Annotated in this window: 12 protein-coding genes and 3 pseudogenes; 11 read left to right on the top strand and 4 right to left on the bottom strand. The window is 66.7% G+C overall.

The genetic code is table 11. The features are described from left to right. Positions 1-160, top strand: a pseudogene (locus QOZ89_RS43230) (IS982 family transposase); the annotation flags it as partial. A gap of 340 nt (positions 161-500) precedes the next feature. Here QOZ89_RS43230 and QOZ89_RS43225 read toward each other — a convergent pair. Beyond that, positions 501-745: pseudogene (locus QOZ89_RS43225) on the bottom strand (transposase); the annotation flags it as partial. A gap of 397 nt (positions 746-1,142) precedes the next feature. Between QOZ89_RS43225 and QOZ89_RS43220 the strand changes: the two are divergent. The 5 genes and pseudogenes from QOZ89_RS43220 to QOZ89_RS43200 form a co-directional block, all read left to right on the top strand. Then, positions 1,143-2,213, top strand: a complete 1,071-nt coding sequence (locus QOZ89_RS43220; protein ID WP_312629988.1) for a CoA transferase — start codon at positions 1,143-1,145, stop codon at positions 2,211-2,213. Further along, positions 2,119-2,706 (top strand): CoA transferase, encoded by a 588-nt coding sequence (locus QOZ89_RS43215; RefSeq protein ID WP_274536543.1) that lies wholly within the window; start codon positions 2,119-2,121, stop codon positions 2,704-2,706. Before QOZ89_RS43220 ends, QOZ89_RS43215 begins: the two co-directional genes overlap by 95 nt. Next, positions 2,687-3,283: a CoA transferase gene (locus tag QOZ89_RS43210; RefSeq protein WP_071049495.1), complete on the top strand. Its 597-nt coding sequence runs from the start codon at positions 2,687-2,689 to the stop codon at positions 3,281-3,283. Before QOZ89_RS43215 ends, QOZ89_RS43210 begins: the two co-directional genes overlap by 20 nt. A 150-nt stretch (positions 3,284-3,433) precedes the next feature. Further along, complete coding sequence (locus tag QOZ89_RS43205; RefSeq protein WP_157910517.1) at positions 3,434-3,610, top strand: hypothetical protein; 177 nt, start codon at positions 3,434-3,436, stop codon at positions 3,608-3,610. A gap of 92 nt (positions 3,611-3,702) precedes the next feature. After that, positions 3,703-4,610 (top strand): annotated as a pseudogene (locus QOZ89_RS43200) (IS4 family transposase); the annotation flags it as partial. Positions 4,611-4,721: 111 nt separating this feature from the next. Here the strand turns inward: QOZ89_RS43200 and QOZ89_RS43195 are convergent. Genes QOZ89_RS43195 through QOZ89_RS43185 form a run of 3 tightly spaced genes read right to left on the bottom strand, consistent with a single transcriptional unit; the run spans position 4,722 to position 6,226 of the window. Continuing rightward, positions 4,722-5,549, bottom strand: coding sequence for an IS66 family transposase (locus tag QOZ89_RS43195; protein WP_274536542.1), 828 nt, complete (start codon positions 5,547-5,549; stop codon positions 4,722-4,724). Positions 5,550-5,561: 12 nt separating this feature from the next. Further along, complete coding sequence (locus QOZ89_RS43190; protein ID WP_071049493.1) at positions 5,562-5,789, bottom strand: hypothetical protein; 228 nt, start codon at positions 5,787-5,789, stop codon at positions 5,562-5,564. Beyond that, positions 5,789-6,226, bottom strand: coding sequence for a DUF6444 domain-containing protein (locus tag QOZ89_RS43185; protein ID WP_241841810.1), 438 nt, complete (start codon positions 6,224-6,226; stop codon positions 5,789-5,791). The genes QOZ89_RS43190 and QOZ89_RS43185 overlap by 1 nt, the downstream gene beginning before the upstream one ends. Positions 6,227-6,339: 113 nt before the next feature. Between QOZ89_RS43185 and QOZ89_RS43180 the strand changes: the two genes are divergently transcribed. From QOZ89_RS43180 to QOZ89_RS43160, 5 genes are all read left to right on the top strand, one after another. Continuing rightward, a complete protein-coding gene (locus tag QOZ89_RS43180) occupies positions 6,340-6,828 on the top strand; it encodes an MFS transporter (protein ID WP_071049491.1) in 489 nt (162 codons plus the stop codon). Then, positions 6,822-7,016, top strand: coding sequence for a hypothetical protein (locus tag QOZ89_RS43175; RefSeq protein WP_071049490.1), 195 nt, complete (start codon positions 6,822-6,824; stop codon positions 7,014-7,016). The genes QOZ89_RS43180 and QOZ89_RS43175 overlap by 7 nt, the downstream gene beginning before the upstream one ends. Before the next feature lie 690 nt (positions 7,017-7,706). Next, complete coding sequence (locus QOZ89_RS43170; RefSeq protein WP_071049489.1) at positions 7,707-8,672, top strand: substrate-binding domain-containing protein; 966 nt, start codon at positions 7,707-7,709, stop codon at positions 8,670-8,672. 3 nt (positions 8,673-8,675) lie between these two features. Next, the gene (locus QOZ89_RS43165; RefSeq protein WP_071049488.1) at positions 8,676-10,238 is read left to right on the top strand and encodes a sugar ABC transporter ATP-binding protein; all 1,563 of its coding nucleotides are present in this window, start codon (positions 8,676-8,678) and stop codon (positions 10,236-10,238) included. Further along, entirely contained in the window at positions 10,235-11,293 is a 1,059-nt protein-coding gene (locus QOZ89_RS43160) for an ABC transporter permease (protein ID WP_071049487.1), read from the top strand. Before QOZ89_RS43165 ends, QOZ89_RS43160 begins: the two co-directional genes overlap by 4 nt. The last annotated feature ends 367 nt before the right edge of the window (positions 11,294-11,660 follow it).

The following is an 11,660-nucleotide window of genomic DNA, read 5'->3' as shown; positions in this document are numbered from 1 at the left end:
CCTCAAGGGCCAGCTCGACCTGGAACAACACGGCGGGCGGACCTTCGAGGGCGTCGCGATCCGCGTCGCCCAACGCCTGCTGGCGATGGCCACGGCGATCTGGCACAACAACAAGACCGCCGCACCCGTCACCCGCTCCCTGATCGCCTACGACCACTGACCCGAGATAGGACTTACTCGTCTAGCCCGAAGTTACGGATCGCCAAAGATCAATATCGTCTTTACCTGGAACTTTGGTGTGCGTTGGGCGAGCGGTAGACAGTAAGACGATCAGCTCGCGCCTCGCGGTCTCCCATCGCGGTCCGTGACGGCCTGCGGTTCACGAGGACCACCGCGAACACGGCCAATGCCGGCGTATGCTGCGGAAACGCTGACCACGCGACTACCTTCAGGCGATAGATCGACTACCTTCAGTAACGGTAGCCAGTAGAGCGAATACGGTCCGCCGCAAGTGTGCTGGTCAGGGCGCTGGACTTCATCAAGATCACGCAACTTCGGTCTAGCACGGCGTCGGACTGGCCGAGCCGTTCCACGACATGGTCACGCAGGTCCTCGCGCACGGCGTCGGCGTCCCAGACCGCCCGGCCCAGGAGCCGTTGCATCCCGTCCGGCGTCGCCTCGTCGGCGTGCTCCGCCAGCGTCCAACAGTTCGTCCTCGCCAGCCCCGCCACCAGCCCAAGCAGGAACGACCCGACTCGGCGACGGGTCTCCACTCGGCGAACCGGCCGCCGACCCGGCCGAGCAGGACTCGAGCTCACCCTGCAAACGATCACTGTCTACGCTGGGGCCCGCGGCCACCGGTAGACCTTTCTGAGTCCTCACAAACCAGCGACGATCACTCGGTGGCCGCCTCGCGTTCGGGACCGACGCATGGCCAGGCCGACCCGGCCACCCACCAGCAGCCCACCGAACCCAATTGATCACAAAACGACGGCTGCCGTGCTAGGCGGGAACGACGTGTGGCTCACCGACCCGAGGTCACGACACCCACGGACGGTCAGACGAGCCAAATTTGCCGGTTGACGCAGACTCGGAACGGCCGCAATACTAGAGCGTCATTCCAATATTTTACGTCCTCGGCCGGGGACGGTGCTCGACCCCAGTCCGCCAGTCAATCGACCTCTCACGGAAGAAGGTGCAGGGTGCAGACGCTTCAGGGCCTTCGTGTTCTCGATCTCGCCACTGGTCTTGCCGGGCGTTTGGCCAGCGGGTTGTTGGCCGAGTTCGGGGCCGAGGTGGTGCGGATTGAGTCCAAAGACGGCGTCGAGGTCTCGCCTCAATTCGTGTTTGCCGACCACCGAAAATTAGTACGTTGCGTGCCCGCGGACGAGCGGCCCCGCGTGGCGGAGGAGGCTCTCGCCGGAATCGACATCTGCTTCGTGGACGAGCCGAACGGCGTCCCCGCCGGGGCGCACGACGGGATGATCGTGACCCTCACACCGCCCTATACCGGAGACCTGACGCCTTGGGCGGGCGGCGGGGAATCGGCCGAGCTGCTCCATGCGTACGGCGGTTTCGCCGCCTTCCAGGCATCGTATTCGGGCCGTCCCATCGACCTCATCTACCCCTACGTCACCATCGTGCACGCCTTGTGGGCCGCGACGTGCACCGTCGCTGCCCTGATTGAACGTGAATCGTCCGGACGCGGCCAAAGCGTCGAGGTGAGCGGGGTCCACGCCGCGAACATCTTCATGCGCTTTCTCTACGCGCGCGAAGTCGGCATCGCCGAACCCTCGCGGGCCGTCGGCCCGGGCGGCCTCAATCCGCTCTACACGCGGTACCGCGCCGCCGACGGCCGGTGGGTCTTCGTTGGCGCGCTCGGTCCGAAGTTCATCCGGGCCGCGCTGGCGGCGACCGGGTCGCTGCATCTGCTGGATGACCCGCGTATCGGTGGCCGGCTGGAGGCGCTGTGGAGTGCGAACAACCGCGAGTGGGTGATCAACCATCTCACCGAGTACTTCGCCGCGAAGCCAGCGGCCGACTGCGTCGACGTCCTCGAAGCGGCCGACGTCCCCGCGACGATTCTCGAAACTCGCGAGAGCTGGTTTTCCGGCACCCAGCTCGGCCGCCATCGGGATGGTTCGCGATATCGATCATCCCGAAGTGGGTCGGGTGCGCATGCCCGGCATCCCTATCGCCTCGCATGGAACACACCTGAGCACCCCGGGCGCGGTGACCCCGCCCGTCGGCCGCGGCCCGCTGGACGGGCTTAGAATCGCCTCGCTTGGCACCTTCGTCGCCGGCCCCTTCGCCGCCGCGCTGCTGGCCGAGCTCGGGGCAGACGTGATCAAGGTGGAGCCGCCGGACGGCGATCCGTGGCGGATGAACGGCTTCGTGTACAACCGCGGTACCCGGAGCCTAGCGATCGATCTGAGCGCCGCCGCGGGGCGAGCGACGTTCGATGATGTCCTCCGCGGCACCGACGTCGTCATGAACAACTTCCGGCTCGGCGTGATGGATCGGCTCGGACTCGGCGCCAAACGCCTGGCCAGCCTCAATCCGTCGCTCATCAGTGTCGACGTCACCGCCTACGGTGCGGCCGGCCCGGCGGCCGAGAAACCGGGTTACGACACGGTGCTGCAGGCGGCGGCAGGAATCATGACGGCGCAGGGCGGCCGCGACGAGCCGGTCGTGGTGTCCCTTCCGGTAAACGACCACACCACCGCGGTCGTCGGGCGCGCTAGCCGTGGTCCTCGGCCTGCTTGATCGGTGCCGGTTCGGCGTCGTGCACCAGCTGTCAACCTCGCTTGCCGCCACCTCGGCCTTCGTGCAACTGACCGACCTGACCACCTACCGCGGCCGACCACCGCTCAGTCTCGGCGGCGAGGACTTTCCCGGCCCGTCAGCCGCAAACCGCTTCTATCCAACGACCGACGGATACGTGCGAGTGCAAGTACCCGGCGACGTTGACCTCGACGCGGTTGCCACATTCACCACCCGCTCGACCGTGGCGGCGCTGGAATGGTGCGCGGCCAACGGCGTGCCCGCCGTCCCGGCCCGCACGCCTAACGAGGTTTGCGCAGACGAGTACCTCCACGATCACGGCCTGATGCGGCACCGCGTCACCAGATCAGGTGTTGCCTATACCCAGCCGGACCAGCTCGCTAGATTCTCGCGAACGCCCCCGCTGCCCAATCCCGACGCCCCGGGCCTCGGCCAGCACACCGAGGCTCTCCTAGGCCAGATCGGCTACTCCCCCGAACAGATCCGAGCGCTTGCCTCCGACGGCGTCGTCGTTATCGGTGGGCCGCTCGATCTTCAATTCAGCCCGCTCTACCGCTAAGGCCCCGTCAACAAACTAATGACCTGTCGTGGCGGTCGAAAAGGCTGGGCAAGAACGACACCCATGTAACTTTGTTGACAGTTTTCTGTTGTTTCTTTGGGTTGTGGTCGATATTAGGTGTGTAGTTTTTGTCGTATACGAGAGTTTGTCGTGACCGAGGCAGCCATGGCTTCGATGTTCGAAGAGTTCTTTTCGATTGCCGACGAGCGGCAGCGACGGCTTTTGGGCGCCGCGTGTGCGGGCATGCTGGGTCATGGGGCAATGCCGGTCAGTTTGGGCGGTGGTGTCGTGGTCAACGTTGACACGCCAACGGATGATCATCTGTAGCTCAAGTCTTCGACGTCGATGTTGGCCGATCTAAACGCCGGCCTGGACGAGGCAGCGCCGGGTGCTGGCGGGCACGGCGATACGATCTCGCCGTGGCGCGCCTTTCCGAAACCCTCGAACTGCCGGCGGTCGCGGACGAACGCCTGACCGACCGAATCTCCCTCGGGGTACTCGCACGCGTTGTCCCCCGCGACATCGTGGACGAGGTCCTCGTCGAGACGAAAAAGACCGAGAAACGGACCCGGCTGCTGCCCGCGCGGGTCGTCGTATACTTCACGATGGCGATGTGCCTGTTCTTCGACGACGACTACGAAGAAGTCATGCGCAAGGTCGTCGGAGCCCTGAAATGGCTGGGCTCCCGGAAGGCGACTGGAAGGTCCCGACCACCGGGGCGATCTCGCAGGCCCGGGTACGGCTCGGCCCCGATCCCCTCAGGGAACTGTTCGAACAGGTCGCCGTTCCGATGGCCGGGCTCGGCACGAAAGGGGTCGGGCTGCGTTCCCGCCGAATCATGGCGGTCGACGGCTTCTACCTCGATCTCGAGGACACCCCCGAGAACGCCGAGAGGTTCGGTCGGTCCACCACCGGGCCGAAGCCGTCGGCCCAGCCCCAGGCCCAGGTCGTCGCGCTTGCGGAATGCGGAACCCACGCGATCGTCGCGGCCACCCTCGGCCCCTGCAACGGCGACGAAAGGAAACTTGCCGCCCCCTGCTTGACGCCTGCGAACCCGGAATGCTGCTGACCGCCGACCGCGGCTTCTACAGCCACGACCTGTGGCAACAGGCCCTCGAAACCGGCGCGGACCTGGTCTGGTGCGTCAAAGTCCAACCTCACGCTCCCGGTCATCCGGCCGCTGCCAGACGGGTCCTACCTCTCCGTTCTCATCGACCCCACCATTGGCGCAAAGAAACGCGCCCAGCTGATTTCCGACGCCCGCGCCGGCCGCGACGTTCCCGACAGCTCGGCAATACCGGTCCGCGTCATCGAGTACACTGTGCCGTAAACATTCACGTGGCTTGATCGTCTTACTTGCTGTGACGTGGGTGGGCATGACTGTGGGCCGTGTCGGCAGGGCCGGCGCGGCGGATGTGGGCGTGGGGGCCCGGCCAGGTCAGGTCGGGACGGCGGCCGGGGGCGTCCAGGGCCTGCCGCGGAAGGCGTCGACCATGGCTTTCAGTTCGCTCTCGCCGTGTTTGCGGACGCTGACAAGATAGCTGTAGACGGCGAGCCGGTCGCGGGTGGCGTACTCGGACGTCAGACGACCGGAGATGTTCTCCTGCGTCCGCCAGGGCCTCAGGTCCCTCTCACTGATGTTGTTCGTGGGCCAGACCCGCAGGTCACCGACGAAGCGAAGCACGTCGGGCTCGCGGTCGCGCAGGCATTCGAGCAGGTTGCGGGCGGGCGGCTGCCTGCCCATCGCCGCCCGCGGGACCTTCGCCAGGCCGACCTTGACGGCGTCGCGGAACTCGGTGACCAGCGCCACGACGGTCGTGAACGGGATCGCCGTCAGGCCGGCGTCGCGGGCCCGGTGCCAGGCGTGGATCAGGCCACGTAGCGCGCGCTGGGCCTGGGCGGGCCACACCTCGCCCGGGTAGGACTCCCGGACGTCTTCTAGATCACGAAGTAGGTGGGCCGCGCAGAGCTGGTGCCCGCTGATCGTCACGAACACGACGCAGTCGTAGTTGCGGTACCGGTCGTGGACCACGACGGTCCCGTCCGCGCAGGCCGACAGGATCCCGAAGTCGGTGAAGCTGCCCAGGTCACGGCCCCCGAGCCAGAACGCGGCGAACCGCTCCGTGGACGCCGAGAGGATGTAACACTTCTGGCCGGCGGGGCCGGCGGCGATCGTGGTCTCGTCACAGCCGATCACACCCGCCCCGGCGATCCGGTCCCGGATCACGGCGACCGTGCTGGCGACCGCCTTCGCGCCGGTCGCCAGCAGGCTGTGCGCTCAGCCCGTCGAGAGCACCCGCCCGGTCAGCTCCCGCAGTAGCTCCGCCGCCCGCTCGACCGGCAGGTGCTGGCGCACCAGCAGGTAGAGCCCCCAGCCCCGCAGCACCGGCCCGTAGGACACCGCCGCCTGTGACACCTGCTCGGGCTGGCCGGCGACGTGGACCTTCCCGCAGACACACCGGGCCCGGCACAGGTCGTGCTGGGTGACCCGCACCGCCGCCGGCATCAGATCGGTGACCTGATGTGAGCGGGCCACCCCAGCGCCGCGTCCGCGAGGTCCCGCCCGCACCCACATGCCCCGACCGGCCGGTGCTCGACCCGCTCGTCGGGGTCCTCCGACCAGGCCAGCGTGCGCCCGTCCTCACTCTGCTGCTTGCCGCGTTTCTTCTTCCCACCACTGGCGGCGCGCCGCGCCGCCCGGTTCGGCGCCGCCCGCCCCGGCAACACCCCGTCCGAGGACGGGGGCAACGACGAGTTCCCCGAGTTCCGCGAGCTCGCCCGCTTCAACCGGTCGACCTCGGCCACCAACTCCTCGATCCGCCGGCCCTGCTCAGCCAGCCGCCGGTCGCGCTCGGCGAGCCCGGCACGCAACTCCTCAACCAGCCCCGCCTGCGCCGCGACCAGCCCCAACAGCTCCTCGCGCGACATCTCCTCCGGCGGCACCCACCCAGATCACCACACCACCACCCGCCCGCCGCGCGTGACACCCAGCCCCACCGAACAACATCCACACCCGGCTCGCCCGCCAGCTACTCACAGCAAGATCAAGAAGCCACGTGAATGCTTACCCGCTCAGCCTGCGCCTGTTGGGCGACCGCCTGTTCCGGTCGGCGACCGCCGGGAGCTTCTTGTCGACCGCCGCCTTCCTTGGCCTGCTCTACCTTGTCGCGCTGGTCTTCCAGGACGGCCTCGGGCTCAGCGGCCTGAACAGCGGCCTGTCGACGTTCCCCGAAGCGATCGGCGTGATGGGCGGTGCGCAGCTCACCGCGCATGTGCTGTACCCGCGGTTCGGGCCGCGCCGGCTGATGGCCGGCGGCCTCGCCACCCTCGCCACAGTGATGATCCTCATGACCCGCATCGACGGCCGGTCGGACCTGTGGACGATGCGCGTCCTGCTGTTCCTGGTGGGCTTCGCGATTGCCCACAGCTTTGTTCCCGCGCAGACGGCGGCTCTCGCCCGCGTGTCGTCGGCCGGCCTCGGCCGCCCTCGACGATCTTCAACGCGCTGCGACAGCTCGGTGGCGCAGTCGGCGTCGCGGTGCTGACCAGCGCCGGCGGCCGGCATGCGCCCCGCAGTGATGTGCACGCCTACCACGTGGCGTTCCTCGTGGCGGCCGGCCTCGCCCTCGCGGCTGCCGTGATCGCGCTGACTGTCCACGACAGTGGTGCCGCCGCCACGATCAGGCGGTCTCGGCGCGAGCGGGTGCCGGTGGCCGAGCCGTCCACCGCGTAGGGCGAAGCTCGCGTGGCCCGGCGCCAGTGCACCGGGCTGCCCTCGCGGCGGTACCGCCCCGCGGACCGGCCGCCGCCGGCATCGCGGTCGATCTCGGTGCGCCCGAAGGACGCGGTGAACGGGATCTCGGCGACTTCGGCGTCGCTGACCCACTGCTCGAGTTGGTCAGCGAAGATCGCCGGGCGATCCGCTGGGAGTCCGCCCTCAATGCCTTCGCGATCAACTTCGCTGGCCGTATCGCCCCAGCAGCACCAACTAACGGATCATGGACGGTTGCACCGTTGGTCGGACACCGCGTCGTGGTTCACCGGCTGCGGGTTACCCAAACACCCTGGTAAGCCAGCGAGGATTCTGCGCCGATGACTCGATTCTTGTCTTGACAATCGAATCTGTTGCCACTAGTGTCGCGGAGGTCACTCGGGAGTGGCCCGGGGATCTCACACGGAGCTGGTTATGCGTTGGAGCAAGGCTGTCGTCGGGGTTGTTGCGGCTGCAATAGTCGCCCCGGTTTTCGCGGCGTGTAGCAGCGGTAGTAGCCCCGGGTCAAGTGGGGGCGGGGCTACTTCGGGCACGCAATCAACGGAAGCTGTTCTCTCGGAGGCCAAGAAGGGACTCGCTCTGGCGTACGCGGGAACGGATCGAGCTTTACCCAGCTCTGGGCCAAAGCCGCAGCCTGGAAAGAACGTTTGGGTGATCGCCTGCGCCATGGCAGGGGAGGGTTGCGCGGCCCCGTCCAAAGCAGTCGCGGAGGCGGGCGGGCGCATCGGTTGGGAGGTCAAGATCTTTGACGGCCAGGGCGACCCAACGGTACAGAACAATGGGATCCGATCCGCGATCGCCAACGATGCGGACGCGATAGTCCTCGTTGCCGTCGACTGCCAAGCCGTCCGGGGGGCGCTTGAGCAGGCTAAGCAGGCGCAAATCCCTATCTACGGTACCTTCTCGATGGACTGCAACGAGGCGGGGCAGACCGGACCTAAGCTGTTCGATGCATGGGCGGCGTCTGATCCAGAACGTTCGCAATACAGCGAGTACATCGCAAACGTCCGGTATCCCGTCACCGTCGACTGGATCGTCGATCAGGTAGGCCCGGAGGCGCACGTTCTCATCTCCGACTACTCAGACACCCTCTTCGGTAAAACCCTTACGGCCGCAATGCAGAACGCCCTCGCGGAGGGATGCCCTCAGTGCACGGCCACCAAGTTCTCGTTCAACACTGCCGACTCTCTGAACGGCAACCTACGCGGCAAGACCGCTGCCGCGTTGACCAAGGATCCGTCAATCGACGTCGTGACCGTCGTGACCGACTTCCAGGTATCCGTGGGGATTGGCCCGGGTGTAACCCAAGCGGGCAGGCCCGTCCTCATCGCGGGCTATGAGGGCCTTTCGGCGAACATCAAGGAGATCAGTAGCGGCGGGCCGCAGAGTCTGGCCACCGGTTTCCCGACCCGGTGGGTCGGCTGGCAGACAATTGATGAATTGAACCGAATCTTCAACAATTCGCCCCTGGTTGACGAGGGAATGGGGTTGCAGGCCATCGATGCCACCCACAACCTCCCGGCCGTCACGACGTTCTACGACGGCAACGTAGATGCCAAGGGCCTTCCGCGCCAGGACTACGAGGCCAACTTCCTCAGGATCTGGGGTGTGAACTAGCCCATGCCTCGGCCAACTGATTTGCTCGACCGAACACTGGTCGCTGTCGAGGGCATTTCGAAGACCTACAGTCGGACACGGGTGCTCTCGGACGTCAGTCTCGGCGTGGAACGCGGGAAAGTTCACGCCTTGGTCGGTGGGAACGGCTCCGGGAAGTCGACCCTTATCAAGCTGCTCGCCGGGGTGGTGCCCGCCGACCCCGGCGGGCACATCGTGACCGCAGCTGGCCGGGTCGGTGCCGAACATTGGTCCGCGCACGCGGCGCGACGGGCGCACCTGCGGTTCGTGCATCAGGATCTAGGGCTATTCGACGACTTGACGGTGACCGACAACCTGTGCATCGGGCCTGGCTACGGCGCGAGGTTCGCCGGCCGGGTGCATTGGCCGCAGGCGCACGAACGGACGCGGCGTGCACTCCACCGGTTGGGTGTCGAGGTGGATCCCCGTGCAAGGGTCGGCGGACTGAGCATCGCTGAGCACACCATGGTCGCGGTCACCCGTGCCCTACAGGATGTCGACTCGGACACGTCGGCGTGCATCGTTCTCGATGAACCGACCGCGGCACTAGCTGGCCGCGACAGTGCTCGCCTGCTTGCTATGCTCCGAACGCTCACTGCCGCCGATCATGCCGTCATTCTCGTGACCCACCACATCGATGACATCCTGGATGTGGCCGATCGGGTAACGGTCCTTCGAGACGGCCGAATCGTGTACGGCGGTCCGCGGATGGATCTTGACAGGCCGACGCTGGTCCGGCATATCGCCGGCGCGGCGGTCGCGGCCGGATGGCCGGGTCCGGAGCGGGAGGGTCCGGGTGATTCCGCAGGTGTCCTGTTGGACCTCTCCTGGGCCCGGGCAAGGCACACCGTGCCTGATTCGCTCGTCGTTCGCCGCGGTGAGGTAGTCGGCTTGGCGGGGCTTCCCGGCTCGGGCTACGAGGAGATCTCGCCGGCGCTGTTTGGCCTCCTGCCACTGGCCGGAACCGCGCTGCTCGACGGCAAGGAATACCGTCCCCGTCGCCCTGCCCAGGCCATGCGAGAGGGTGTGGCGTTCATTCCCGCGGACCGGCTCCGTGACGGTGTCTTCGGGGATCTCCCGATCCTGAACAATGCTACGGCGGCATCGACGCGCGCATCAGGTGTGTGGAGGATCCATCATCGGCGGGAGCGTCGAGCGGCGCGGGGGCACCTGCATTCCTACCGGGTACGACCGTTGGACCTTCAACTCCCGATCCGCGCGTTGTCGGGTGGGAACCAGCAGAAGGTACTGCTGGCTCGATGGGAGGCCCGCAAGCCGCGGCTGCTGCTCCTCGAGGACCCGACCCGTGGGGTAGACGTTGGTGCGCGGGAAGAGATCTGGGAGCTTCTGCGCACGCGGGTTCGCTGTGACGACCTGGCGATCCTCACTACCAGCTCCGACTACGACGAACTCGCGCGGCGCTGCGACCGCGTCGTCGTGATGGGCAACGGTCGCATAGTCCGGGAACTGGCAGGCCCTGACGTCAGCGCTTCGACCATTACGAGGGCCGTTTACGACGCCACCGAAGTCTTGGAGCCGGCACGATGACCGATATCACCAAACGGATCGAGGTAGCCGAGGTGAAGGAGTCCGCGGCGCCTTCACTGCCGGCCGAACCGGCCGTTGACGCTGACAGTCGCCGGTTCGGCGCAATGCCGTGGGCCTCCGCCGCCGAGCGTCTTGTGCTGCCCGGGCTGTTGGTGGCGCTGATAGTGGTCTTCAGCGTCCTCCCGCAAACTGGCGGATCGTTCCTCACCGGCGCGAATCTGCGCACGCTGTTGGCCAACCAAGTGGTGATCGGGATAGCGGCACTTGCCGTGATCCCCTCGATATCGGCGGGCCAGTACGACCTCTCGATTGGGGCCAATATTGGCGCTTCCGCGATGGCTGCGGCCGGCGCGGTTCGGGCTGGCTGGCCTACCCCGGCCGTACTAGCGGTGGCACTGCTGACGGGGCTTGTTATCGGAACGGTGAACGGCGGTCTCGTCGCATATCTCCGGATCAACTCCCTCATCGCCACGATCGGGACGTCGACCGTCATCGGGGCGTTCGTCGCCTGGTACAGCGATTCGGCGACCATCGCCGTCCCGTTCAGTCGTTCGGTCACTAATGCGGTCTTGGGATCCTGGCTTGGCGTGCCAAAAGTCGTGTGGTATCTCGCCGCGGTGGCGGCCGTTGTCTACTTTCTGATGGACCACACGCCGATGGGTAGATACTTTCAGAGCCTCGGCAGTAACTGGAGAGCAGCGCATCTGGTCGGTCTCGACGTCAATCGGCTCAGCCTCCTGGCGCTTGCCATCACCGGGTTGGGTGGCGGGTTGGCCGGCCTGCTGATCGCCGCACAAAATGGCAGTGTGACTCCCCAGACCGGTCCGGGCTACATGCTCGTCGCGTTGTCGTCGGTCTTCCTCGGCTCGACGTGCATCCAGCCGGGCCGTTTCAACCCCCTCGGCACGGTCATCGCGGTATACTTTGGGGCCGTCGTCGTGAACGGCCTAACGCTTGCCGGTGCCCAATCCTGGGTGGAGCCGCTGTTCAACGGGCTAGCGCTTCTGATCGCGGTCGCCGTCTCGATCGCTATTCGTGGCCGCCGTAGCGCGTGATCGAGGTATGCATATGAAGTTCGCGAACATCTCGGGCCGCGCGCGCATCATCCAGAATAGGCGTGCGCTCGATGGCGAACGCGCGAGCGTTGGGTATATGGCCTGACGCCGCCGCTGACACCGCCGCGGCCGCAGCGGCCGGCGTCATTCCACACACAGCATGATCGTTGTCCCCATGGACACGCCAGGTATTGAGAGCCGGGTAGCCCGGGGGGATCTCGCCCCCGGGCCCCCACAGAATCGCAGCGTGACGTAGGGTAGGCCGCCGACGAGGTGCCAGTTGACCTGGTCATTTTCCGACGGCCCCCCTCCGAGTCGGGTAGGCCGCCGGCGAGGTGCCCTGGTTGGGTCCTTTTCCGTCGGCCCC

Origin of the sequence: Pseudofrankia coriaricola, assembly GCF_032027725.1 — a bacterium.
In the GTDB taxonomy this organism is placed as follows: Bacteria; Actinomycetota; Actinomycetes; order Frankiales; family Frankiaceae; genus Pseudofrankia.
Note: the sequence above shows the minus strand (reverse complement) of the source record. Positions and strands in the feature narration are given on the sequence as shown.